We start from the raw sequence: 25,987 nt of genomic DNA, 5'->3' as shown, positions 1-25,987 counted from the left end.
CAAAGGCTTTTTTCTACATAAGATATAAAAACCGCACACGCAGGAAGGAGTGGCTGTATGAAAAAGGCTTGGTGGAAGGAAGCGGTGGTCTACCAAATTTATCCACGCAGCTTCAAGGATTCAAACAGCGATGGAATCGGGGATATTCAAGGAATCAGGTCCAAGCTTCCGTACATAAAAGAACTTGGTGCCGATGTGATTTGGATTTGTCCTTTGTACGACTCACCCAATGCGGATAACGGCTATGATATAAGAGATTACAAAAACATATTGAGCGATTTCGGCACAATGGCAGATTTCGATCAGCTGCTTCATGATATTCATGAGCTTGGCATGAAGCTCATTATGGATCTTGTCGTGAATCATACAAGTGATGAACATCCATGGTTCATTGAATCACGTGCATCTTTACAATCCCAAAAACGCGACTGGTATATTTGGAAGGACGGGAAAGACGGAAAAGAGCCAAACAATTGGGAAAGCATTTTCGGAGGATCGGCTTGGCAGTATGATCAGCAGACAAGCCAGTATTATCTCCACCTTTTTGATAAAAAGCAGCCAGACCTGAACTGGGAAAATCAAGAGGTAAGAAACGCCGTTTATGACATGGTCAATTGGTGGCTCGATAAAGGCATAGACGGATTTCGGGTGGATGCCATTTCTCATATTAAGAAAAAAGAAGGGCTGCCTGATCTGCCGAATCCGAAAGGGCTGTCCTATGTTCCTTCTTTTCCTTATCATATGAATGCTGAGGGCATATTGGATTTTTTAACAGAGATGAAGGAAAACACATTTTCCCGCTATCCGATCATGACGGTCGGAGAGGCAAACGGTGTCGCGGCAAAGGAGGCGGCTGAGTGGGCGGGGGAGGAATCCGGCATTTTCAGCATGATTTTTCAATTTGAACATCTCGGCCTGTGGGATATAGAGATAAATGAAAGCATCGATATCGCTGCATTCAAACGGATTTTAACAGAGTGGCAGAACAGTTTGGAGGGAATCGGCTGGAATGCTTTGTTTATGGAAAACCATGATCAGCCCCGTTCTGTTTCTGTATGGGGAAACGACGGGAATTCCTTAAAGGAAAGTGCAAAAGCGCTCGGTGCTGTTTATTTTCTGATGAAAGGCACGCCGTTTATTTATCAAGGACAGGAAATCGGCATGACCAATGTGGCGTTTCCTTCCATTGAGGATTATGATGATGTCGCGATGAAGCGGCTGTATGACATAGAGACCGCAAAAGGCGCTTCTCACGAGGAAGTGATGAAGATTGTCTGGAAAAAGGGAAGAGACAATTCTCGAACACCAATGCAATGGAATGCATCTCCTCACGCTGGGTTTTCCGATGCCAAGCCATGGATTGGGGTAAATGACAATTACACATGGCTGAACGCCGAGGCGCAAATAAACGATAACACATCTGTCTATCACTTTTACAAAAGCTTGATCAAACTCCGCCAAACATATGATGTATTTATTTATGGCCAATACGAGCTGATTTTGCCGAAAGATCAGCAAATCTTTGCATACCTTCGCAAAAATGAGAGCCAAACTGCGCTCATTGCGGCAAATCTGACGGGTGCGCCGGCGTTCTGCAGATATCCCGCATTGCCGTTATCTTCTGACAAACTCCTATTGTCGAATATGGAAACAGAACCGCACAAGCATACGACATCACTGCTGTTAAAACCTTATGAAGCCAGAGTATATCTATGGCAATAAAACTCCAGAAACAAGCTGGAGTTTTTGTTTTCTTCAGGTTTATGAGCCTGATTTAACAGGAAAAAAAGAACACAGAACGAATATGCAAAGAGAAGGGGAAGTGAAAGGAGAAACAAATGCTGAAAACTCTGCAAATCAAAACAAACAAAAGAGATGAAATGGTTGAAATCACTCACGAGGTGGAAGCGTTTCTTCAAGAAACAGGAGTGGCAAGCGGGGCAGCGCTGATTTACTGTCCGCATACGACGGCGGGCATTACAATTAATGAAAATGCCGATCCCGATGTGAAAAGAGATATGCTCCGAAGATTTGATGAGATGTATCCATGGGGCCATGAGCTGGACCGCCATATGGAAGGCAATACAGCTGCACACATGAAGTCCAGTACGGTAGGCGCTTCACAGCATGTCATCATTGAAAACGGGCGTCTCATTCTCGGGACGTGGCAAGGTATTTATTTCTGCGAATTTGATGGTCCGCGCCAACGAACTTGCCATATCAAAATCATGGAATAACAGGAGGTGCTTCTATGACTCAATGGATGAAAGCACTATCATTATCAAAGCCTGTCATTCAGGCGCCGATGGCAGGCGGCCTGGTCACACCCCGACTGGCAGCCGCTGTGTCGAATGAAGGCGCGCTCGGAAGTCTCGCTTCCGGATATCTCAGTCCAGGTACGCTTGAAAAACAAATCATCGAGATGCAGGAATTGACCAGCAGCGCTTTTCAGGTAAATGTGTTTGTGCCGGAAAAAAGGAAGACACCGGACGATAAAACGGTTCACACATGGAAACAGAACATTCCGTTTGCGGAACAGGCGGCTGCTTTTCCTTTAGAGGAGGAAGAGTGGGAGGATTTTCATCAAAAAATAAATCTGATTCTTACATACAATGTAAGAGCCTGTTCATTTACGTTCGGCATTCCGCCTGATGAAAGCATTCATTTATTAAAGAAAAATGGCTGCTGTCTTATCGGAACGGCTACTTCGCCGCAAGAAGCCGTCCTGCTGGAAGAGCGCGGAATGGATATCATCGTGCTGCAAGGCAGTGAAGCAGGCGGCCACCGCGGTTCTTTTCTGCCGGTCAGCGGAGAGTCTTCTATTGGCTTAATGTCACTGGTTCCCCAAGCTGCAGACGCTGTTTCAGTACCCGTGATTGCGGCAGGCGGAATTGCAGACCGCCGCGGTGTCCAAGCGGCTCACTGTCTCGGAGCGCAAGGTGTACAGGTCGGGACTCCATTTCTTATGTGTGAGGAAAGCGAAGCCTCTGAAACGTACAGACAGGAATTAAAAGAAGCGCATGGAACAGACACGCGCCTTACCGCATTGTTTTCGGGGAAGCCTGCAAGGGGTATAGTCAACCAATGGATGAAAGAGCAACAAGCTGAAGAGGCAAATACACTTCCTTATCCATTGCAAAACACGTTAACAAAACCAATGAGAAAACATGCCGCCGCAGCCAAAGATTCCGGTCACATGTCTCTGTGGGCGGGGCAATCAGTCGGATTGCTCAATGGGCCCTCTGACGTGAAAACGCTGATAGCTGAGCTTTGCCAATCGTAACGTAACTAACAGAGGTGACAGACGATGAACATTCTTCAATATTCTTATAAAAAGAAAGGGAAAATTGAGTTTGTATTTGAAGACTGGCCTCATTCAAAAGTTACAATGGCTCCCATCAAAGGGTATTATTTTGTCCGGTTTATCAAGTGGAGCAGCCAAGATCCCATCGTGACGAGAAATGACCTTGAAAAAATGGAATGGGCTGCGAACCAGTATGTCGGCACAGCCCCTTTCTATCGAAAACGAAAAGCATTTGAAACCCCATCGTCCCCAAAATAGACGGTGGGGTTTTTAGCGGGTGATGGGATAGAGTGACGGAATATCAAGCCTGGTCGCTTGTGAAAGGAGATAAGCTGACTGTACGGCTCCTTTTCGTCTGAAAGAATTCAGCTTATCAATAATTTGCTGAGCGTTTAAAATTCCCAGGCCGTGAGCAAAATATTTGTCCTTTTCTAATAAAATCACATTTTCGCCTCTCCACTGCGCTTTCTGCGGATCAAATTCAGGATTTTTAAAATACAAACAGTCTCCAAGGAAAAAGTGATGTCCCGTTTCCGTATATATCGGCAATTTCTCATAATGCCAGTCATATAAAATAATTCTGTCAAAGGCTGCGTCGAATTTTTCTTCTCCGATGGTTTTAAGCAATGCTAAGTAATAAATCACAACGATTGCCGTCGCGCATTCAAACGCGTAAAACGGGCCGTTTTCTGCAATATCCCGAATCGCCTTTGAAGGCGGCATTTTATACTTAAGCTCCAGAGCCCCTTCCGGTGAAACCCGCCAATACGCTGTATTTCCGTATGTTTTTACAAAGGTGGCGAACTTCGCTCCGCTTTTATGCAGCGCTTTTGCCGATTCAACGATATTCATGCGCAAATGAAGCTCAAACATCAGTTCAGCGATCGAATGATAATCAAACTGAACGGGTGTTTCAATCATTTCTTTTAGCAGCGGATTCAAGTTCTTGTCAATTTGCCAGTTTTCAATGTCTTGGGGACGGAGCCATTGTCCGGATACAATAATCATCTGAAGCCCCCCTTGTTTTTTATAAACTATGCACAAGGCTTGGGAAATGAAAGCTAAAAAGACAGAGAAATGCCAGGAAGGAAATTCTTCTATTTTAAAAACTTTTTAAAGCAGCCGATATATACTGTATCAAACCTGAAGGAGAAGCTGGATATGAAGACTTTTATCAATTGGCTGACAAAACCGTCTATTTCTAGAAAACTAATGATTTCATTTGTTGTGATTTTAATCATTCCGATTCTTATATTGGAATTCAGTTCTTATCGCTCAGCAAGCGGAAAACTGGATCAGGAAATCATGGGAAATGCGAAAAATAGTGTCGATTCATTTAATACAACAGTTACAAATGATTTAGGAGCAAAAGCGAAAGGCGTCAGCTTTTTCAGTGAATCACTGAAAAGCTCCGCGTTTAAAGGGAAATCCAAACAGGAAGAGCTTAAAGCCAAGTTTTCGCAATATGTTTCCATTAACCAAGATGTAGCCAGAATTTACGGAGGGACAGAAAACGGCACATATGTACAGGCACCGAAAGAAAAATTGCCGGATGGCTACGATCCGAGAAAACGCCCTTGGTACCAGGATGCAATGAAAGCCGGCGGTGACATCGTAGTGACCGATCCTTATGTGGCAGCCAGCGACGGAAGCATGGTCATTACCATTGCTCAGGAATTGAAGGATGGTTCAGGCGTCGTCGCCATGGATATCACAATTGATAAACTGTTAGAACAGATGAAACAAATTAAAGTCGGAAAAGAAGGCTATGTTTTCATCGCGACGAAAAACAAAACATATGTCGCCCATCAAAACCATAAGGCTGGTGAAAAGCTGTCTGGCGACTGGGTTGCCAAAATGTATGACAAGGACAGCGGCGAGCTGCAGTATACCCTGAATCATGAAGATAAAAAGATGACATATACGACAAATCAACTGACTGGCTGGAAAATTGCCGGCACCATGTATATGAGTGAAATCAAGGAATCCTCAAAATCTGTCCTGACAACAGGCATGATCGTGCTGATTGCTTCAATACTGGCAGGCGGAATATTAATCCTGTTTATCGTTGGTTCGATCACAAAACCGTTAAAACGTCTGGTTCAATCATCAAAAATGATCAGCAGCGGGGATCTGACAGAAACCATCGAAATCCGTTCGAAAGATGAACTGGGCGAGCTTGGCAAAAGCTTCAACGAAATGGGACAATCCTTGCGTTCGCTTATCAGCACTATTCAAGACTCTGTTAATAATGTTGCCGCATCATCCGAACAGCTGACTGCATCCGCCGGACAAACGAGCAAGGCGACGGAGCATATCACAATGGCAATTGAGCAGTTCTCAAACGGAAACGAAGAGCAAAGCGAAAAAGTGGAGTCCAGCTCTCATCAGCTGAACATGATGAATGAAGGGCTCCAGCAAGTCTCACAAACATCATCAGACATTACGAAAGCGTCTATCCAATCAACGGAAATCGCGGGTACAGGCGAGAAGTTTGTCCAGCAGACAGTCGGGCAGATGAATTCAATTAATGAGTCGGTTCAGCAGGCTGAAGCAGTGGTGAAAGGGTTAGAAGAAAAATCAAAAGATATCACGAGTATTTTACGAGTCATCAATGGGATTGCTGATCAAACAAACCTGCTGGCATTAAATGCAGCCATTGAAGCAGCGCGGGCCGGGGAATCTGGACGAGGCTTCTCTGTTGTAGCGGAGGAAGTGCGTAAGCTGGCCGTTCAATCTGCAGATTCATCTAAAGAAATCGAGAATCTGATCCAGGAAATCGTTGCAGAAATCGAAACTTCTCTTCACATGTTTAAAGCCGTTAATCAAGAAGTGCAATCAGGGCTAGTTGTCACAGACAATACAAAGGAAAGCTTCCAAAGTATTTTCAGCATGACAAATGAGATTGCAGACAAATTGCAGACGATGAATACAACCGTAGAACAGCTGTCAGGCCGTTCAGAGCATGTATCGGCATCGGTGAGCGGAATTGCCGATGTTTCAAGAGAAAGCTCGGCAAGCATTCAAGACATTGCTGCATCGGCCGAGGAGCAGCTTGCTTCTATGGAAGAAATCAGTTCATCAGCCACGACCCTGGCGCAGATGGCAGAAGAGCTCCGTGATCTGACAAAGAAATTTAAAATTGAATAAGAGCAAAAAACAGCGCTTATGAAGCGCTGTTTTTCTGTATAAGAAATAATAAAAAAGACCTGTCTAAATCGGTGAGTTTTGAACTATTTTTCATTTTTTCCTTCATTTTCAATGTAAGATAAAGGAATATCAGCCGATATAATTTGTAAATTATTGAAAGAAGGTTCAAGAGGAATGAAAAAAACACTCACCACCATTCGCAGATCATCAATTGCCAGGAGACTCATTATTTCTTTCCTGCTGATCTTAATTGTCCCGATTACGGCACTATCGGTAAGCGCTTATCAATCAGCCGTTGCATCTCTTGACATACAGATGACGCAAAGCGCAAAGGAGAACGTTCAAATATTAGATAACATTATTGATGGCAAAATCAAAACGACTGAAAAAAGCCTCGCGTTTTTCAGCGATTGGGCGACAGCAGACAAGTTGAAAGACAAGAAAAAAACGGAGCTCAAACAAGAATTTAAACAATTTATTCAAATGAATGACAATGTCGCTGCGGTGTTTTCAAGCAGCAAAGACGGGACATTCACACGCTATCCGCACGCAGACATGCCGAGTGACTTTAATGCTTTAGAACGTGACTGGTACACAGAAGCCATGGCTAATAAAGGAAAGATAATTGTGACCGAACCTTACGAATCCATTTCATCAGGAAAAATGGTTGTCACCATTGCACGCCAGACAAAGGATGGATCAGGCGTTGTCGCCATGGATATGAAAATCGATGACCTTGTGGCAACAGCAAAAGAAATCAGTATTGGCAAAGAAGGCTATGCCTTTATCCTCAGCCAAAATAAAGAAGTCATCGCCTACTCCGGTGAAAAAGCGGGTACGCAGTTAGAAGGGGAGTGGATAGACAAACTTTACAAAGACAAAAGCGGCGACTTTGAATATACGCACAAAGGAAAGAAGAAGAAAATGGCGTTCGCCACAAGCGAAACAACAGGCTGGAAAATCAGCGGCACGATGTATGCCGACGAGATCCATGATGCCGCAAGCAGGGTTCTAGTTATGGCATCAGTTGTTCTGGCCATTGCCATTGCAGCCGGAATAACGGCGATTTATTTTGTCATCCGGTCGATTACAAGGCCTTTGAAACGCATCGTTGCATCAGCAGAAAAAATCAGCAAAGGCGATTTAACAGAAACGATAGAAATCAAATCAAAAGACGAACTCGGGGTTTTGAGCCAAAGCTTCAACAATATGGCGCACTCTCTCCGCTCGCTGATATACGGCATCAAAGAATCTGTAGAACATGTCGCCTCATCGTCAGAAGAGCTGACAGCTTCCGCAGATCAGACAAGCAAGGCCACTGAACACATTACAATGGCGATCGAACAATTTTCAAACGGAAGCGAAAACCAGAGCGACCGAATCGAGACGACAACAGAACAAATTAACGAAATGAACGACGGACTTGCTGAGCTGGCCCGGGCGGCGGCAGTCATTACAGAAACCTCTGCAGACTCCACCGAAGTGTCAAGCACAGGGGAAACACTTGTTCAGAGAACAGCCGGCCAAATGAATACAATTGATCATTCTGTGAAAGAAGCGGAGCAAGTGGTCAAAGGCCTGGAAATCAAATCAAAGGATATCACAAATATTTTACGTGTTATCAACGGCATCGCAGATCAAACCAATCTTTTAGCATTAAATGCCGCCATTGAAGCGGCAAGAGCAGGCGAGTACGGACGAGGCTTTTCTGTAGTCGCTGAAGAAGTGAGAAAACTTGCGGTACAGTCGGCAGATTCAGCTAAGGAAATTGAAACGCTGATCAGCGAAATCGTAAAAGAGATCCATACATCATTAAACGTTCTTCAATCCGTGAATAGAGAAGTGGAAACAGGTCTGGTCATGACAGACGAAACAAAACAAAGCTTTAAACATATATCAAAAATGACGAATCAAATTGCCGCAGAATTGCAAAACATGAATGCAACGGTTGAACAGCTGTCGGCAGGGTCTCAGGAAATTTCCGCTGCTTCTATAGATATCGCCGCTATTTCTAAAGAAAGTTCAGACGGCATTCAAGATATCGCCGCTTCAGCCGAGGAACAGCTTGCCTCCATGGAAGAAATCAGCTCATCGGCGCAGACGCTTGAAAAAATGTCCGAAGAGCTGCGGGATTTGACAAAACGATTTAAATTGGATGATTAATAGGTCTAAATCACTAATTTTTAATAGGAATTTAGTTATTTTTCTTGAGTTTCTTCTTTTTTAATGTATATATTTACCCATTTTCAGCCGATATGAAGGGTAGCATAAAAAAGGAGAAATGAACTGATGAAAAAAATACTCCAACTTATCAAACAGAGATCAATTACACGGAAGCTTCTGGTTTCCTTTCTATCGATCCTCATCATACCGGTTGCCATATTAGCGGCGATTGCTTATGGATCTGCCAGCAGCTCGCTCGACAGACAGATGATGGGAAGCGCCTTAGAAAATGTACAGCAACTAAACGAAATCATAAACACCAGCATCGGAGAAAAAGAAAACAGCGCCGAATACTTCAGCGAATGGCTGACACAAAAGAAATATAAAGGAAAGAGCAATGCCAGCATTGAAGAGAAATTCTCACAATATATTAAAATCAATAAAGACGTGGAATCTATTTATACAAGTGACAAAGACGGGCGCTTTACCCGTTACCCGGATCTGCCGATGCCAAGCGATTATAATCCCGTTGAACGGGACTGGTACAAAAAAGCGGTTGCCAATAATGGCAAAGCCGTCGTAACAGATCCATACAAAACAGCATCTACGAACACAATGGTTGTGACAATTGCCCAGCAGACAAAAGACGGATCAGGCGTTATCGCAATCAACATGACGATCGATAACCTGCTGAAAACGACGAAACAAGTGAACATCGGCACAGAAGGCTATGCTTTTATTATGACGAAAGACAAAAAGGTCGTTGCGCATCCTGACGAGGCTTCAGGGACCGAATTGAAAGGCGACTGGCTTGAACAGATGCTGTCTGCCGATAAAGGCGATTTTCAATACAGCATGAACGGCGATAAGAAAAAAATGGCCTTTGATACGAACAAGCTAACGGGATGGAAGATAGGCGGAACGATGTATCTGGACGAGATTCATGATGCGGCTAAGCCTGTGCTTCACCTCGCATTAATTGTCCTGATTGCAGCCATTCTCGTCGGTATCATCGTGATGACATTGGTTATTCGATCAATCACGACACCGCTGAAACAGCTTGTCGGTTCATCTAAGCGGATCAGTGAGGGAGATTTAACGGAAACGATTGATATCCGTTCAAAAGATGAACTGGGCGAACTGGGCAAAAGCTTTAACAATATGGCGTCTTCACTTCGCTCTCTCATACACGCCATTCAGGATTCGGTAGACAATGTTGCCGCTTCCTCCGAGGAATTGACGGCATCTGCCGCGCAAACAAGCAAGGCGACCGAGCATATCACATTGGCAATAGAACAATTTTCAAACGGCAATGAAAAACAAAATGAAAACATCGAAACAGCGGCGGAGCATATTTATCAGATGAATGACGGATTGACGAATATGGCTCAAGCTTCTGAAGTCATTACAGATTCATCTGTTCAATCGACAGAAATCGCGAGTGCGGGCGGAAAGCTTGTTCATCAGACTGTCGGCCAAATGAACGTGATAGACAAGTCCGTGAAAGAAGCAGAACAAGTTGTTCGCGGATTGGAAACCAAATCAAAAGACATCACAAACATTCTGCGCGTGATTAACGGTATTGCTGACCAGACGAACCTGCTTGCACTAAACGCTGCCATTGAAGCGGCGCGCGCAGGTGAATACGGGCGCGGCTTCTCCGTCGTAGCAGAAGAAGTCAGAAAGCTGGCTGTACAGTCCGCTGATTCAGCTAAAGAGATTGAAGCACTCATCATTGAAATCGTGAAAGAAATCAACACATCTCTCGGCATGTTCCAGTCTGTGAACCAAGAGGTGCAAACAGGCCTTGACATCACAGATCAAACTGAGACAAGCTTTAAACGAATCTCTGAAATGACAAACCAGATAGCCGGAGAACTGCAAAACATGAGTGCGACGGTTCAGCAGCTTTCTGCCAGCTCTGAAGAGGTATCGGGAGCGTCTGAGCATATTGCATCGATTTCAAAAGAAAGCTCAGCCCACATTCAAGATATCGCGGCATCAGCCGAAGAGCAGCTTGCTTCTATGGAAGAAATCAGCTCATCAGCAGAAACACTTTCAAGCATGGCTGAAGAGCTTCGCGATATGACAAAACGATTCAAAATTGAATAATGAGTCAAAACACCCAAGGTTCTGCGCTTGGGTGTTTTTTTTAGTTTTTTTATTAAAGCTTTTATCCTAGCTTGACGATATTATTTTTAGCTTAAAGGAGGAATTATCGAGAATGGGAAAATTCATACATTGGATCAAACAGCCATCAATCAGCAAACCGCTTATCGCTGCGTTTCTGACAGTGCTCATTTTGCCGATTGGGGTATTAGCATATTTCAGTTATCAATCAGCTTGGAACGCACTGGACAGGGAACTTACGAATAGTGCAATAGGAAACGTTGAAGAACTCAACAGCACACTTGAAAACAAATTGAAAAATAAAGTAAAAGCAATTGATTATTACAGTGAGACGATTGATAAGGACATATTACAAGGCAAAAATAAAACCTTACTGAATGAAAAATTTAAGCAGTACACAACACTAAATGCCGATGTAGGAGCAATCTATGCGGCTTCAGAAAATAAAAAGCTTTACAAATATCCGGAAAGCGGCGTTCCTAAAGGTTTCGATCCGACAGAACGTGACTGGTACAAACAAGCCGTTGCGAAAAAAGGACAGGCTGTATTCTCAGAGCCGTATACTGACGAAGCGACAGGAGATATCGTTGTTACGATTTCCAAACAATTAAAAGATGGCTCAGGGGTCATAGCGCTTGATTTAAATCTGGATGAAGTGCTGGCAGCTTCACAGAAAATAAAAATCGGTAAAAACGGCTTTGCATTTATTACAACAGGCAGCAAAAAATATATCGCCCATCCGACGATTAAGCCTGGAACAACTGGATCCGGCGACTGGACAAAAGAGGTATATTCAAAAGCAGACGGCTCATTTGAATATACCTTCGAAGGCAAAGAAAAGAAAATGGCATTTGCGACAAATAAACTGACAGGGTGGAAAATCGCGGGTGCGTATTTTGTCAGTGAATTGCAAGATGCTTCAAGTCCGGTACTGAACACTGCCGTTATCATTCTATGTGTGTCAATTGTGATCGGCGGCATACTCATTCTCTTTATTATACGCGCCATCACCAAACCGTTAAGAAAACTGGTTTCAACATCTGCGAAAATCAGCAGCGGAGATTTAACGGAAGTGATTGATATTCAGTCGAAAAATGAGTTTGGCCAGCTAGGAGAAAGCTTTAACGAGATGTCTGAATCATTGCGTTCTGTCATCGGTGTTATTCAAACGTCTGTAGAAAATGTGGCATCATCTTCTGAAGAACTGACGGCAAGTGCAGCCCAAACGAGTAAGGCGACTGAACACATTACGCTGGCAATCGAACAGTTTTCAAATGGCAACGAGGCGCAAAGCGAGAAATTGGAAACAAGCTCAGATCATCTTTCTCAAATGAACCACGGCATATCAAAAGTGGCTCAGGCTTCATCAACCATTACGAAGTCTTCAATCCAGTCTTCTGAGGCTGCCGGAAGCGGAGAAAAACTGGTAGAGCACACAGTCGGCCAAATGAAGACAATCGATGAATCCGTTCAAAAAGCTGAAGCCGTCGTCAAAGGCCTTGAAACAAAATCTCAGGACATTACCAGCATCTTAAATGTAATCAATGGCATTGCCGATCAAACGAACTTGTTGGCTTTAAATGCAGCAATTGAGGCAGCCAGAGCCGGAGAATACGGCAGAGGCTTCTCTGTTGTAGCGGAAGAGGTCAGAAAACTTGCTGTGCAATCAGCACATTCTGCGAAGGAAATTGAAGGATTAATTCAAGAGATTGTCAGAGAAATCAGCACGTCGCTCTCTATGTTCCAATCCGTGAATCATGAAGTTAAAGAAGGTTTGCAAATTACAGACCAAACAGCTGAAAGCTTTAAGCAAATCTACGAGATGACATCGCAAATATCCGGTGAATTACAAAATCTGAATGCAACGGTTGAACAGCTGTCAGTCGGATCACAGGAAGTATCAAGTGCGGTTGAGGAAATTTCCGAAGTAGCGAAAGAAAGCTCAGCGGGCATTCAAGATATCGCAGCTTCGGCGGAAGAGCAGCTTGCGTCTATGGAGGAAATCAGTTCTTCAGCTGAAACATTGGCGAACATGGCGGAAGAACTTCAAGACATTACGAAAAAATTTAAAATTGAATCTTAATAGAAAAAGAAAGCGGCATATCTTTGCTGCTTTCTTTTTTTGTTTCTTGATAAAAACAAAAATAAACAAAAGGTATTCAAAAACAAACAAACATCATATATAATGAAAGCGGATACAAATAAAAGGGACGGAGGAAGATGAAAATGGTGAAACATGTATGGGAATCAGAACATGCCGCCCAGCTGCCAAAGGGTGTTGAAGAATTGGTGTATCGGTCCAATTTAATCGGAGCAGACCGCACTGTATGCAACTGGGGCGGCGGCAATACGTCGATGAAAACAACGGAGAAGGATTTCAGAGGCCGCGAAACAGAAGTGATGTGGGTAAAAGGAAGCGGCTCAGACTTGGCAACAATGAAAGCGCATAACTTTACCGGCCTGAGATTAGATGACATCCGTCCGCTGATTGAAAGAGACCAGATGTCAGATGAAGAAATGGTAGATTACTTGTCTCATTGTATGATAGACAGCAAACATCCCCGCCCTTCCATTGAAACACTCTTACACGCATTTTTGCCATACAATCATGTTGACCATACCCATCCGGATGCAATTATCAGCATTTGCTGCGCTGATAATGGAAAACAAATTGCCGAAGATATTTATGGCAGCCGGTTTGTATGGGTGCCATACGTTCGCCCGGGATTTACTCTGTCTAAAATGATCGCAGACGGCGTGGCAAACAATCCAAATGCCGAGCTTGTCTTAATGGAAAAACACGGCTTAGTCACTTGGGGAGATACGTCAGAGAAGTGTTATGAGAAAACGATCTCCATTATTCAAGAAGCTGAGCAGTACATTCATGAACGCATCAACCAAAAGCAGCGATTCGGCGGCAGGCGATACGAGTCACTGCCAGCAGATAAGCGGAAACAAATTCTGGCGGGTATCACGCCTGTTATCCGAGGAGCTGTAAGCGATGAAAAGAAAATGATCCTCTCCTATGACGATCATGAAGAGGTATTAGAATTTGTAAACAGCGTGCAAGCGCCGGAGCTTTCTCAAATTGGCGCTGCGTGTCCGGATCACCTCGTTCATACAAAGCGTGTCCCGCTGTACATTGAATGGAATCCGGAAACGCAAGATGCACAGGAGCTGGAGGATCTTCTGAAGTCAGGGATCGAGCGCTTCAAAGCAGAGTATCAAGCTTACTTTGCACGCAATCAGCAGGAAGGGGATCAAATCTTTGAATCAGCGCCGCGTGTCATATTGATTCCTGGCATTGGCATGGTCAATACGGGAAAAAGCCTTGCCATGTCAAAAGTTAGCGGTGCTTTATACAAGAGAGCTATTGCTGTAATGAAAGGCTCTGCCTCACTCGGACGATTTGTTTCATTAAACGAAAATGAATCCTATCATGTTGAATACTGGCCGCTGGAATTATATAAACTCACGCTGGCCCCGCCGGAAGCAGAATTTTCTCGAAAAGTAGCATTGATAACAGGTGGCGCCGGCGGAATCGGAAGTGCAGCCTGCCGGCACTTTGCAGCAGAAGGCGGACACGTGATCGCGGCTGACCTGAATGTAGAAGGCGCACAAAAAATTGCCGAGGAAATAAACGAAACGTACGGAGAAGGACGCGCAATGGCTGTCAAAATGGATGTGACAAATGAAGATGAGGTACAGTCTGCCTTTGAACAAGCAGCGCTTACCTACGGCGGCATTGACATTGTCGTTAATAATGCCGGGCTGGCAACATCAAGCCCTTTTGACGAAACAAGTTTAAAAGAATGGAATCTCAATATCAATGTATTGGGAACCGGCTATTTTCTCGTGGCCCGGGAAGCGTTTAAGCAAATGAAACAGCAAAACATAGGCGGAAGCATGGTGTTTGTGGGATCGAAAAACGCTGTCTATGCGGGAAAAAACGCTTCAGCCTACAGTTCGGTAAAAGCACTTGAAACCCATTTGGCTCGATGTATTGCAGCAGAAGGAGGAGAATACGGCATTCGTGTAAACTCAGTTTTGCCTGACGCGGTTCTCCAAGGCTCAGCGATTTGGGGTTCAAGCTGGCGGGAGGAACGGGCTGCGGCATATGGAATAGAGCCGGATCAGCTAGAGGAACATTATCGGAAACGCACAACGCTTTTGGTTAATATTTACCCTCAGGATATTGCCGAATCAATCGCGTTTTTGGCTTCTTCTAAAGCTGAAAAGACGACAGGGTGTATGATTACAGTAGACGGCGGCGTCCCGGCAGCTTTTACGCGTTAGAAGTATGCTATGATATGGGAAAAGCAAGACGGATATTAATGAGGAAGGACGTTACCGATGTTAGTAGCAGAACGGCAGAAAAAAATAGTCGAACTAGTGAATAAGCGTTTAAGCATCCGCGTATCCGAATTGAGTGACATATTTTCTGTCACAGAAGAAACGATTCGGCGAGATCTTGAGAAGCTTGAGAAAGAGCATAAGCTGAGCCGCAGCCACGGAGGTGCGGTCAGCATTCAGCAGCAGGAGTCAGAAATTCATTTTTCTGAACGTGAAATTACAAATGTAATAGAGAAAAAAGCCATTGCTCATGAAGCGGCCAAATATGTAAAAAGCGGTGACCGAATCATTCTCGATGCAAGCACCACTGCATGGTACATGGCGAAAATACTCCCTGATATTGAGCTCACCGTCATTACAAACTCAATGAAGGCAGCCATTGAACTGAGCAAAAAACAAAAGATATCAGTTATTTCAACCGGAGGTATCTTGCTGACAAAATCATTATCATTTGCGGGACCGTTAGCTGAGCGTTCACTTGAAACCTATCATGTAAATAAAACCTTTCTGTCCTGCCAAGGGTTTGATATGGAACATGGAATGAGCGACTCAAATGAGTGGCAGGCACTGCTTAAAATACGGATGATTGAAAGATCTGATCAGACCATTTTGATGGCCGATTCAAGCAAATGGGGGAACCGCGAGTTTTCACATATCGCCTCTTTGCAGGATGTCAGCTGCATCATTACCGATTCCAGACTTGATCCGGTATCAGTAAAAGCCCTTGAAGAAAAGAATGTGAAAGTGACAGCCGTCCCCCTTCCTAAAGAAAGGGTGAAAGGATGATATATGCTGCTGTTGATATAGGGGCATCAAGCGGGAGAGTCATAATAGGCGAACTCCAGGAAGGAAAGCTTGCAGTACAAGAGATTCACCGATTCGCAAACGGCTTCATGCAAAGAGACGGACATGGCTATTGGGATATTGATCATTTGCTAGAGCAAATCCTGCAAGGGCTGCAAAAGGTGAAAGCTCTTGGCTATGACTGCTGCACCGTCGGCATTGATACATGGGCCGTTGATTACGTCTTGCTGGATGAGAAAGGCAGCCGTTTACGAGAAGTCATATCATACCGGGATAAAAGAACAGAGAACACAATGGAGAAGCTTGCGCAAACGATATCAAAAGAAACAATCTATCAAAAAACAGGCATTCAGTTTCTGCCTTTTAACACAATCTATCAATTATATGAAGAAGACCAGGAGCTGCTGAGAAAAACAGAGCAGATTTTAATGGTGCCGGATTATTTAGGCTATTGCTTAACCGGCAAAGCAGCAGCGGAAATCACAAATGCGTCCACGACACAGCTCTTAAATGCCTTAACCGGAAAGTTTGATCCCGAATTGCTCGAAGCCGTGTCTGTTAAGGAACAGCAACTTCCGCCGCTGACTGAACCGGGACAGGAACTCGGCATGTTAAGAAATGATTGGTTTCCAGGCTATGATCTGCCGGCTTGCAGGGTGATTACCGTCGCAACACATGATACTGCTTCAGCTGTCCTCGCCGCACCAGGCATAAACAATGATTGGGCGTATATCAGCAGCGGAACATGGTCGCTAATCGGAATTGAGAACGAAACGCCGATTATAAATAAACTCGCATTGAAAAACAATTATACAAATGAACGCGGCGCAAACAACACCATTCGTTTCCTGAAAAACATCATTGGCATGTGGATGATACAAGAAGTCCGAAAACAATTACGAGAAGATTACAATTTTCAGCAACTGGCAGAAGAAGCTGGAAAAACAAAACCGTTTCAGCAGTTTATCAACTTAAATGATGATCGTTTTCTGTATCCGCACGACATGATAAAGGAAATACAACATTATTGCAGAGAAACCTTCCAACAGATTCCTCACACTGCAGGCGAACTTGCCTGCTGTATCTACAGCAATTTAGCCATCACCTATGCGATAGCCATCTCAGAACTAGAAACCATTACAGGGAAAAACATTCAACAGCTTCATATTATCGGAGGAGGCGCCCAAAACGACTTCTTAAATCAATTAACCGCTGATATGAGCGGAAAAACGGTATACGCCGGACCTGCTGAGGCGACAGCCATCGGAAATCTGCTGATGCAAATGATTGCTGCCAAAGAAATAAAGGACGTAAACCAGGCCCGCAAGACCGTCAGAAACTCCTTTCCCATTAAAGTGTTTATCCCTAAAGATACTGACAGAAGCGCCATCATTCAGTCCTATCATCAAACTGTTTTGAAAGCGCTATCTAAATAAAAAGAGGTGATCAGCTTGAAAAGAAAAGCGAGTATCATGTTCGTCCATAAAGATAAATTCAAGGAATACAAACAGAGGCATGATGACATTTGGCCAGAAATGGCGGAAGCGCTTAAAGCCCATGGGGCGCATCACTATTCTATTTTTTTAGACGAAGAGACAGGCCGGTTATTTGCTTATTTAGAGATAGAGGATGAGGAAAAGTGGAAGAAGATGGCAGACACAGAGGCGTGCCGCAGATGGTGGAAATCAATGGCGCCATTAATGAAAACAAACGCCGATGACAGTCCCGTTTCAATCGATCTGAAGGAAGTCTTTTATTTCGAATAAAAGGGAGAGAGCCGTATGACGATAAAAGCGAATTATGACAGCGCAAAACAAGAATATGAAAAATGGGGAATTGATGTTGAAGCTGTGTTCCGGCAATTGCAGCAAGTTCCGATCTCGATCCACTGCTGGCAGGGTGATGACATTGAAGGGTTTGAAGTGAATAAGGGCGAGCTTTCCGGCGGCATTGACGTCACAGGCAATTATCCCGGAAAAGCGCAAACCCCGGAAGAATTAAGAAGAGATTTGGAGAAAGCTCTGTCTCTCATCCCGGGAAAGCATCGGGTAAACCTGCACGCTATATACGCAGAAACAAACGGAGAAGTTGTTGAACGTGATCAGCTGAAGCCGCATCACTTTGAAAATTGGGTGAAGTGGGCAAAGGGTCTTGGTATCGGATTAGATTTCAATCCGACACTGTTTTCACATGAGAAAGCGGATGACGGGCTTACACTCGCACACCCTGATCCATCCATCCGGGAGTTTTGGATTCATCACTGCATCGCGTGCCGCCGCATCGGAGCGTATTTCGGCAAAGAATTAGGCACGCCTTGCTTGACGAATATTTGGATTCCGGACGGCTATAAGGATATTCCGAGTGACAGGCTGACGCCGCGCAAAAGATTAAAAGAATCATTGGATCGGATATTCCGCGAGGAAATCAGTGAAGATTACAATGTTGATTCGGTCGAGAGCAAGCTGTTCGGACTTGGATCAGAATCATATGTCGTCGGGTCTCATGAGTTTTATTTAGCCTATGCTTTAACGAACCATAAGGTATGCTTGCTCGATACGGGACATTTCCATCCGACAGAAACGGTATCAAACAAGATCTCGGCGATGCTGCTTTACACAGACAAACTTGCCTTGCACGTATCCCGGCCCGTTCGCTGGGACAGTGACCATGTCGTGATGTTAGATGATGAATTGAGAGAAATCGCCCTTGAGATCGTCCGTAATCAGGCATTAGAGAAAGTCGCCATCGGTCTGGATTTTTTCGATGCCAGCATTAACCGTGTCGCCGCTTGGACTATCGGAACGAGAAATATGATGAAAGCTTTAATGTACGCTTTGCTTCTTCCGAATGACCATTTAAAACAATTGCAGGATGAGGGGCGCTTTACAGAAAGACTGGCGCTGATGGAGGAATTTAAAACCTATCCTTTCGGTGCCATCTGGGATTATTACTGTGAGCAAATGGGAGTGCCGGTAAAAGAGGCTTGGCTTGATGATATCAAAGAATATGAACAAAACGTGCTTTTCAAAAGGCAGGCATCCTCACCGATCGTTTAAAAAAATCCGCCCGCGTGCAACATGCCGCGGGCGGATTTTTTTAGGCTTGATCAGCAGGGTACACAATACCCATCTGTTTTCTTGCTTCCTCCATGATGTTAGCAGTGATCAAGGAGCGTTCATATGTATTTTCTTCAGATTCCTGTTTCTTCTCTTTCACGAGTGAAACAAATTCAGCCGCTTCGTAAAACATTGCCGGTTTAGGATCAGAGAGTGAAATGTTTTCCAGGCGGCCGTCACGATAGCGGATTTCCACTCGTTCAGGACGATGGATCGTATCCAATACAATTGTCCCGTCTTCTCCTTGGATTTCAGCAGGCGCGTAGGAAGTTGAGATTTTAGAATGCATCAGTACGGCCTCAAACCCGTCATATGAGAGAATGACGGTACCTTCTCCATCAACGCCGGAAGATAAAGTGTATCCGTTCGCTTTCACGGCTTTCGGCTCTCCAAACAGCACAACGGCAGGGTAAATACAATAGATGCCGATATCCATCAATGAGCCGTTAGACAGCTCAGGCTGAAACGCGTTCAAAACAGTTCCGTTTCTAAACGCATCATACCTTGAAGAGTACTGACAGTAGCTTGCGGTAAATCTGCGGATTGTGCCGATTTTGTGGAAGTGTTTTTTCAGCTCTTTAAAATTAGGCAGGAATGTGGTCTTCATTGCTTCCATGAGGACAACACCATTCGCTCTGGCCGCTGAAATCATCTCTTCTGTTTCTCTGGTATTTGAAGCAAGCGGTTTCTCGCATAGCACATGTTTGCCATGTTTCATAAAGAGGATCGCCTGCTCCTTGTGAAGAGCATTCGGGCTGGCGAGATATACAGCATCAAAGCCATCGCTTGCCGCCATTTCCTGAAGGTCGGAGAAGGTATGTGCAGCCCCATGCCGAGCGGCAAACTCAGCGGCGCGTTCAGGTGTTCTTGAATAAACGGCTGTGAGCTGGAAATCTTCAACTTCTGAAGCTGCTTCTAGAAAGCGGTCTGTAATCCAGTTGGTTCCTACTATTGCAAATCGTATCACGCATATCGCTCCTTTTGTATGATATAGCTAAATTATAGCTTAAAAAGATGAAAAGCACATGATAGATCAAATCACATTTTTTAGATAAGGAAGTTTTTCCAGCAATTAGCGGTTTTTATTTTTCATTATAGGTACGATAGTGTACAATTTACTTAAACTATGTATGACGGAGGAACGATAGTGGAGACGTTGCAAACATGGAGCGGCAGATTCAAGCGATTCTTCTTGGACAACAAGTTTGTTTTATTCCTGCTTGTTCTGCTGCTGATTGGTTTAAATATTCTCGTATTTACAAAAACATCATTTATTTTCACCCCGATCATTGTTCTGCTCAAAACGATATCGCTTCCGATTATTTTAACAGGCATTGTTTTTTATCTGTTAAACCCTGTCGTTGATTTCCTTGAGAGAAGAAGAATCAGAAGAATCTATTCCATTTTGCTGTTATATCTGTTGATTATCGGGCTGATCACGATCACAATCGTGTCGATTATCCCCTTTTTAAAAGAGCAAATTATGAGTTTGATTGACAACATCCCGAGATATGTGGATGTTGTTGAGAATCAGACAAAAGAACTGATCGGCAGTAACTTTGTCAATCAGGCGCAGCAAACGATGAACATTAATATATCTGATCTCGCGACAAAGGTGTCAGATCAGGCAGCGACGATTGTAAACAGCACCTTTACCGGCGTTGGGAATTTTATCGGCGCCTTAACTGAGATTATCATTTCGATCGTGACAGTTCCATTTATTCTTTTCTATCTGTTAAAGGACGGAAAGAAATTGCCGATCTACATACTGAAGTTTGTGCCGACACAATTAAAAGAGCAGACATACACAGTCTTAAGCGAAATGAATCATCGGCTAAGTTCTTATATCAGAGGACAGATCATTGTCAGCTTCTGCATTGGATTTTTGCTGTTTATCGGCTATTTGATCATCGGACTGGATTACGCTTCGCTACTTGCCGTTATTGCGGCTTGTACAAGCATCGTGCCGTATTTAGGTCCGACAATCGCCATTACGCCTGCGATCATTATCGCTATTGTGACATCGCCTCTGATGCTGCTCAAGCTTGTGATCGTCTGGACAATTGTTCAGCTTATTGAAGGGAAACTGATCTCCCCGCAAATTATGGGGAAAAACCTTCATATCCACCCAATCACCATTATTTTTCTGCTGTTAACCGCCGGCAAGCTGTTTGGTGTTATCGGAATTATTCTTGCGATTCCGGGCTATGCGGTTGCCAAAGTCATTACGACACATTTATTTGACTGGTTTAAAATGCAGTCGCATCTATACGATGAAGAAAAAAATGAAAATGCAAAGAGTCATAAAGCATAAATTTCATTTATAGTTATATAAGACGGGCTTTCCATTTATGGAAGGCTCCCGTTATGTGAAAAATAAATGTCTAATGGGGAGAATTAAAATCATGACTCTATGGGAATTGTTTGTAGCTGCTATTTTAGGAATCGTAGAAGGGTTAACAGAGTACGCACCGGTTTCTTCGACAGGACATATGATTATAGTAGACGATATCTGGCTTAAATCAGGCAGTCTCATGTCTGAAGAAGCAGCCAACTCATTTAAAGTTGTCATTCAGCTTGGCTCTATTTTAGCGGTTGCGATTGTGTTTAAAGACAGGATTTTGAATTTGCTTGGCTTGAAAAAAAATATCACGAGTGACCAAGAGCATGGTCACAAATTAAGCATTGCCCAAATCGCAGTAGGGCTTGTGCCCGCCGCGGTTCTCGGCTTTTTGTTTGAGGATTATATTGATGAATATTTATTTTCAGTCCGCACCGTGGCCATTGGCTTAATTGCCGGGGCAGTTTTAATGCTTGCAGCCGATTGGATTAATAAACGGAAAGAAACGACAGACACCCTAGACCGTATTTCATATAAGCAGGCAATCGGCGTCGGTTTATTCCAATGTCTTGCCCTTTGGCCGGGTTTTTCACGCTCCGGCTCAACGATTTCCGGCGGCGTTATTCTCGGGTTGAATCACCGTGCGGCAGCCGATTTCACATTCATAATGGCAATGCCGATTATGATGGGAGCCAGCACCTTAAGCCTAGTGAAACACTGGGACAGCTTAAGCTCCGATTTAATGCCGTTTTTTATCGTCGGCTTTATTTGTGCCTTTGTTGTTGCGCTGTTTGTGGTCCGTTTCTTCCTAAGACTGATTAACAAAATCAAACTTGTTCCGTTTGCAATCTACCGAATCATTCTCGGCGTGATTTTACTTTTGTTTATGATGTAAATGGAAAAAATAAGGCTCCGGAAAGGGCCTTATTTTTTCTGTCAATTAGAAAGGAACAGCTTGTTTTTCAAAAAAAAATCATCTATAATAAACATGACGTTACATACGGGGCCATAGCTCAGCTGGGAGAGCGCTACGCTGGCAGCGTAGAGGTCAGGGGTTCGAGCCCCCTTGGCTCCATACCTGTAAACCCTTATTCTATAAGGGTTTTTTTATTTGTCAGGAACAGAGCCAATAACCCGAAAAAGCAATTGGGGACAATTTGGGGACGAAAATTTTATTTTGGGGTCATTTAGTTGCTTTTCGCCTTCAAATTAGGGTTGAATTGATCAAAATATTGAGCTGTCTCATTTTCAAGTTTTTCGGTAACGTGACCGTAAATATCAGACGTTATTCGTCTGCTTGCGTGACCGGCACGTTTTTGAATTGCACTCATATTTTCACCGGCTTCTATAAGGAGAGCCACCATTGTATGCCGCAGATCATGGAGCCTAATATTCTTAAGCCCATACTTCTTTTTGATTTTAGCCCACTTTGCAGTAGGGGTAGTGTAGTAATATGGTTTTCCTGTTCCACTGTGAAAGATGTATTGATTGTCCTCACCTTCCCAGGCATCACCGAGCATAAGTTTTTCTTTCTTCCACATGCGATAATACGTTGCTAAATCCTCCATATAGAAATCTGGCATTTTAACAAATCGTTTTGAACTGCGCGATTTAGGAGCCTTTACAAGCGGCTGCCCGTTGATTGTTTTAGAAATTGAGCGATTTACATAGAAGCCGCCTCTTTCCCAATCAACATCTAAGTGCCATTGAAAGGCAAGTCCTTCTCCACGCCGTAAACCGCCAATCATTGCACCCAAAAAGTACAAACGCCATTTAATATCAATCTCATATAAAACCCGGATACATTCTTCAGCTTCATCAGTCTGAAAATACTGCATTTCTTTTGGTTCCACATGTGGCTGACTTAACCCCTCCATAGGGTTGTCTTTAATGAGTTTCCATTCTTCTGTAGCTGTCTTGAACATTGCCTGTAACGTTTGAAATACATCAAGAATTGTTCTATCACCAAGCCCACCAGGCTTTCCATCTTTTCGAGCTCCATCTTTAGATAAATCATCTATAAAATCAACCACGTGAAGTGTTTTTATTTTGTCTATTTGTTTATGCCCAAATGCAGGGAGGATGTGGTTGTGTAAGTGACCTGAGTGTTTCTCGGATGCTTTATAGGAGTAAGGTTTACCATTTTTATTAAAGAGTTTCTTTTCAACCCATTTCTCCGCAAATGATTCAAAAGTAGCTTTTTCAGGAGCAATATACTCGCCGGCCTCTACTTCAATTCTGAAACGGTGCAACTGGTCTTCGAGATACTCCTGTAATTTCCGTTTCGACTTTAATATTTTTGGATCTTCGATACGAATCGATTTCTTTTTTCTATCTCTTTTACCGTTTGCATCATAACCATTTTCGACTATTAATCTAAAAGACTTTTCACCACGTCGTTCAATACTAGCCATGTGGCAACCTCCTTGTTCTATTAATTCATTTGATAGAGCTTTTGATGCCAGAGAATAGAAAACTGTTTTCTTTTGTACATTTCCAGCCGTTTAGCTGCGAAAGGGTATGTGACGTTAAAGGTATCTCCAATTAACTTTATAGCCTCCGATTGCATGCGCGGCAACGAAATCTTTTCGAGCATGAATGTCGGTACACAAAAGTGATACATGAACCTATTAGCCTGGTACTCTTGCAACTGGCGGAACATACGATTCATATTGAATTGGTTCCCGCAGTGTTTAATCACATGCCCGAGCTCATGGACAAAGTCCTCCCATTGTTGTTGATGAGAAGTCCTTGAATCCAAAACCATGCTATAAAGACCATTTATACAAAACATGCTGCTGCCTTTTTTTTCGTAGTGTATCCAAATCTGAAAAGCAGCTGCAATCCGTTCCATGTCAATCTCTTCAGGAGTAAGCATATTCAATTTTGTATAAATTTTCTTTACTTCTTCTTCTAGATGAGATAACTGAATTGTCATAATAGCACCACCTGATGGGAATATATGTTCTGTTTTTGGTGTGAAAGAAAAGCCCTTTGAAGGGCTCTTCGTTACGCTGCTGTTGTCTGAGATTTGTCTTTTCTAACGAGTCCCATGATACCAGGAATAATAAGAAGTACAGCAGGCAGTAAGTAGAATAAAGAAATACAAATTATGCCACCGACACCGGAAATGATGAGTAAAATTCCACCTAGTTTTCCTTTCTTTCTAACAATTACAGAAGCAACAATACCAAGGATAGAGAGGAAGATAGCGCCCCAACCTAAACCGATAATATCGCTTGTGCCAGATGAGTTAAAAGAGGCATCAAGACCACCAACGATTAACGCCAAAAAGGCTCCAATAAATCCAAAAATTCCACCAATCAGACCTAAAACAAATTCAGTTGTTCTTTTCATTTCAATTCTCCTTACTTAACTGGTACTTTGATTGTTACTGCTTTAGTATTCATGAAGTCGTCAGTCGTAACGTCACCGAAATTCAATTTGATTTCTTTAACGCTATCTACATCAATTTCTTTTCCATCAGGGGCTGTAAACTCAAGAACTCCTTCTTGTTTAACGCCGCCTTGAACTTCGCCGCCAACTTCTCCATCAGTCAAGAACATGTTTGCTGACAACTGCATGCTGCCAATTACTGCATTTCCTTGGTCTGGATAGAAAGTTAGGACCTTGTCAGTAGTGTTTTCAATGTTTATACCAACGTTTATCTTGTCTTTCATGATCTTTACATCGCCCAGGTTAACTTTCATTCCCAGAGCTTCAGCAGATTGTTTGCTTGCGTCGACTTTTTTAGAGCCGTCATCTTTAGTCTCTTCAGTTTTTTTGTCTTTTGAATCACTACTCTCTGTAGAGACATCGTCCGTCGAGCTACATGCTGCTAATGCAAGTGCTAGTCCCAAAGACATGAATAATACGAACCATTTTTTCAACCTAATTCCCCCAGTTCATAAATTAGAATACCTATTAATAATCGACCAAATTCAGCAAAATTTCAAGAGGATTTTGCCAAAAATGTTAATAGATTCATAAAATTAACGGGGATAAGATGGCGATTTCGCTTTACGGATCACCTCAAAATTTGCGGTTGAAAGAATATATAACCTCAAAGATCACCTCAATTTTTGAGGTTGAAATCTTTTCAACTGAATAGTTTACCTCAAATTTTGAGGCGAAGTGTTCAGCATTAATTAAACTAAACAAAACAATAATAATAAATAAAGAATAATGTGTTTGTTATGTAATTATTTTTTGCTTCTGTTTACTCATCAGATGAATTTGGAATTTTACGACCTTTTGCCTTTTCTTTCTCTTTCAGATAATTGATAAAGTCAATAGCTTGTTTTCGGTTTTCTTCGGAAAAATCTGAAGCTTCTCGAAATGCTATTTGCAAGTCTGGATCAGTTTCAATATCACTTTCAGAGTAAGAAACAGTCCTACTAACATTTGTGTCAATGTCAGTTCTGCCTAAGAGATAGTCAGTAGTCGTATCAAGAGCATCTGCAAGATCACGAAGCATTTCGTTTGAAGGTGTACTATGTCCGTTCTCATAGTTGCTAATTGTACCTTTTGTTGTTTTAACTTTACTAGCTAATCCTGTTTGTGTTAAACCTCTTCTCTTCCGGATAAGCTTTAATCTTTTAGACAACATACTGATTTCCTCCACTT

Annotated in this window: 22 protein-coding genes and 1 tRNA gene; 16 read left to right on the top strand and 7 right to left on the bottom strand. The window is 43.2% G+C overall.

Annotation, left to right across the window (positions count from 1 at the left end):
- The first annotated feature begins 57 nt into the window (after window positions 1–57).
- The 4 genes from NYE43_RS16375 (at window position 58) to NYE43_RS16360 (ending at window position 3,562) form a co-directional block, all read left to right on the top strand.
- Window positions 58–1,722, top strand: a complete 1,665-nt coding sequence (locus NYE43_RS16375; protein ID WP_341062242.1) for a glycoside hydrolase family 13 protein — start codon at window positions 58–60, stop codon at window positions 1,720–1,722.
- 116 nt (window positions 1,723–1,838) lie between these two features.
- Window positions 1,839–2,237 carry a secondary thiamine-phosphate synthase enzyme YjbQ gene (locus tag NYE43_RS16370; RefSeq protein WP_341062241.1) on the top strand — a complete coding sequence of 133 codons (399 nt, stop codon included), beginning with the start codon at window positions 1,839–1,841 and terminating at the stop codon, window positions 2,235–2,237.
- 14 nt (window positions 2,238–2,251) lie between these two features.
- Window positions 2,252–3,283, top strand: a complete 1,032-nt coding sequence (locus NYE43_RS16365; protein ID WP_216393816.1) for a nitronate monooxygenase — start codon at window positions 2,252–2,254, stop codon at window positions 3,281–3,283.
- 24 nt (window positions 3,284–3,307) lie between these two features.
- The gene (locus NYE43_RS16360) at window positions 3,308–3,562 is read left to right on the top strand and encodes a hypothetical protein (protein ID WP_024122638.1); all 255 of its coding nucleotides are present in this window, start codon (window positions 3,308–3,310) and stop codon (window positions 3,560–3,562) included.
- Window positions 3,563–3,574: 12 nt separating this feature from the next.
- Here the strand turns inward: NYE43_RS16360 and NYE43_RS16355 are convergent, their stop codons facing one another.
- Window positions 3,575–4,312 carry a protein-glutamine gamma-glutamyltransferase gene (locus NYE43_RS16355; RefSeq protein WP_024122637.1) on the bottom strand — a complete coding sequence of 246 codons (738 nt, stop codon included), beginning with the start codon at window positions 4,310–4,312 and terminating at the stop codon, window positions 3,575–3,577.
- A 153-nt stretch (window positions 4,313–4,465) separates the two neighbouring features.
- Here NYE43_RS16355 and tlpB (NYE43_RS16350) point away from each other — a divergent pair, with 153 nt between their 5' ends.
- From tlpB (NYE43_RS16350) to rhaA, 9 genes are all read left to right on the top strand, one after another.
- Window positions 4,466–6,454: a methyl-accepting chemotaxis protein TlpB gene (tlpB, locus tag NYE43_RS16350; RefSeq protein ID WP_341062240.1), complete on the top strand. Its 1,989-nt coding sequence runs from the start codon at window positions 4,466–4,468 to the stop codon at window positions 6,452–6,454.
- Window positions 6,455–6,628: 174 nt separating this feature from the next.
- Window positions 6,629–8,617 carry a methyl-accepting chemotaxis protein TlpB gene (gene tlpB, locus NYE43_RS16345; protein ID WP_341062239.1) on the top strand — a complete coding sequence of 663 codons (1,989 nt, stop codon included), beginning with the start codon at window positions 6,629–6,631 and terminating at the stop codon, window positions 8,615–8,617.
- A 126-nt stretch (window positions 8,618–8,743) separates the two neighbouring features.
- The gene (gene mcpA, locus NYE43_RS16340) at window positions 8,744–10,729 is read left to right on the top strand and encodes a methyl-accepting chemotaxis protein (protein ID WP_341062238.1); all 1,986 of its coding nucleotides are present in this window, start codon (window positions 8,744–8,746) and stop codon (window positions 10,727–10,729) included.
- A gap of 112 nt (window positions 10,730–10,841) precedes the next feature.
- Entirely contained in the window at window positions 10,842–12,830 is a 1,989-nt protein-coding gene (tlpB, locus tag NYE43_RS16335; RefSeq protein WP_341062237.1) for a methyl-accepting chemotaxis protein TlpB, read from the top strand.
- A gap of 143 nt (window positions 12,831–12,973) precedes the next feature.
- Complete coding sequence (locus tag NYE43_RS16330; protein ID WP_341062236.1) at window positions 12,974–15,043, top strand: bifunctional aldolase/short-chain dehydrogenase; 2,070 nt, start codon at window positions 12,974–12,976, stop codon at window positions 15,041–15,043.
- A gap of 57 nt (window positions 15,044–15,100) precedes the next feature.
- The gene (locus NYE43_RS16325) at window positions 15,101–15,886 is read left to right on the top strand and encodes a DeoR/GlpR family DNA-binding transcription regulator (RefSeq protein ID WP_024122630.1); all 786 of its coding nucleotides are present in this window, start codon (window positions 15,101–15,103) and stop codon (window positions 15,884–15,886) included.
- Window positions 15,883–17,340, top strand: coding sequence for a rhamnulokinase (gene rhaB / locus NYE43_RS16320; protein WP_095713954.1), 1,458 nt, complete (start codon window positions 15,883–15,885; stop codon window positions 17,338–17,340). Before NYE43_RS16325 ends, rhaB begins: the two co-directional genes overlap by 4 nt.
- Window positions 17,341–17,355: 15 nt before the next feature.
- Window positions 17,356–17,670, top strand: a complete 315-nt coding sequence (gene rhaM / locus NYE43_RS16315) for an L-rhamnose mutarotase (RefSeq protein WP_216393813.1) — start codon at window positions 17,356–17,358, stop codon at window positions 17,668–17,670.
- 15 nt (window positions 17,671–17,685) lie between these two features.
- Entirely contained in the window at window positions 17,686–18,960 is a 1,275-nt protein-coding gene (gene rhaA, locus NYE43_RS16310) for an L-rhamnose isomerase (protein WP_213417871.1), read from the top strand.
- Between the two features lie 40 nt (window positions 18,961–19,000).
- Here the strand turns inward: rhaA and NYE43_RS16305 are convergent, their stop codons facing one another.
- On the bottom strand, window positions 19,001–19,987 hold the full coding sequence (locus NYE43_RS16305; RefSeq protein ID WP_024122626.1) for a Gfo/Idh/MocA family protein: 987 nt from the start codon (window positions 19,985–19,987) through the stop codon (window positions 19,001–19,003).
- 180 nt (window positions 19,988–20,167) lie between these two features.
- Between NYE43_RS16305 and NYE43_RS16300 the strand changes: the two genes are divergently transcribed.
- From NYE43_RS16300 to NYE43_RS16290, 3 genes are all read left to right on the top strand, one after another.
- Window positions 20,168–21,334, top strand: coding sequence for an AI-2E family transporter (locus tag NYE43_RS16300; RefSeq protein ID WP_024122625.1), 1,167 nt, complete (start codon window positions 20,168–20,170; stop codon window positions 21,332–21,334).
- Window positions 21,335–21,425: 91 nt separating this feature from the next.
- Window positions 21,426–22,256, top strand: coding sequence for an undecaprenyl-diphosphate phosphatase (locus NYE43_RS16295; protein ID WP_010331630.1), 831 nt, complete (start codon window positions 21,426–21,428; stop codon window positions 22,254–22,256).
- Window positions 22,257–22,363: 107 nt separating this feature from the next.
- Window positions 22,364–22,436, top strand: a tRNA-Ala gene (locus NYE43_RS16290).
- 112 nt (window positions 22,437–22,548) lie between these two features.
- On the opposite strand, the gene NYE43_RS16285 is transcribed toward NYE43_RS16290, so the two are convergent.
- From NYE43_RS16285 to NYE43_RS16265, 5 genes are all read right to left on the bottom strand, one after another.
- Window positions 22,549–23,775, bottom strand: a complete 1,227-nt coding sequence (locus tag NYE43_RS16285) for a tyrosine-type recombinase/integrase (protein WP_341062235.1) — start codon at window positions 23,773–23,775, stop codon at window positions 22,549–22,551.
- A gap of 20 nt (window positions 23,776–23,795) precedes the next feature.
- On the bottom strand, window positions 23,796–24,299 hold the full coding sequence (locus NYE43_RS16280) for an ImmA/IrrE family metallo-endopeptidase (RefSeq protein ID WP_326230602.1): 504 nt from the start codon (window positions 24,297–24,299) through the stop codon (window positions 23,796–23,798).
- A 71-nt stretch (window positions 24,300–24,370) separates the two neighbouring features.
- Window positions 24,371–24,718, bottom strand: a complete 348-nt coding sequence (locus NYE43_RS16275) for a DUF4064 domain-containing protein (RefSeq protein ID WP_033884323.1) — start codon at window positions 24,716–24,718, stop codon at window positions 24,371–24,373.
- Window positions 24,719–24,729: 11 nt separating this feature from the next.
- Window positions 24,730–25,251 (bottom strand): hypothetical protein, encoded by a 522-nt coding sequence (locus tag NYE43_RS16270; RefSeq protein WP_341062234.1) that lies wholly within the window; start codon window positions 25,249–25,251, stop codon window positions 24,730–24,732.
- 329 nt (window positions 25,252–25,580) lie between these two features.
- Entirely contained in the window at window positions 25,581–25,970 is a 390-nt protein-coding gene (locus NYE43_RS16265; protein ID WP_033884319.1) for a helix-turn-helix domain-containing protein, read from the bottom strand.
- Window positions 25,971–25,987: the final 17 nt, after the last annotated feature.

The organism is Bacillus sp. FSL R5-0434 (assembly GCF_038004745.1).
In the GTDB taxonomy this organism is placed as follows: domain Bacteria; phylum Bacillota; class Bacilli; order Bacillales; family Bacillaceae; genus Bacillus; species Bacillus halotolerans.
Note: the sequence above shows the minus strand (reverse complement) of the source record. Positions and strands in the feature narration are given on the sequence as shown.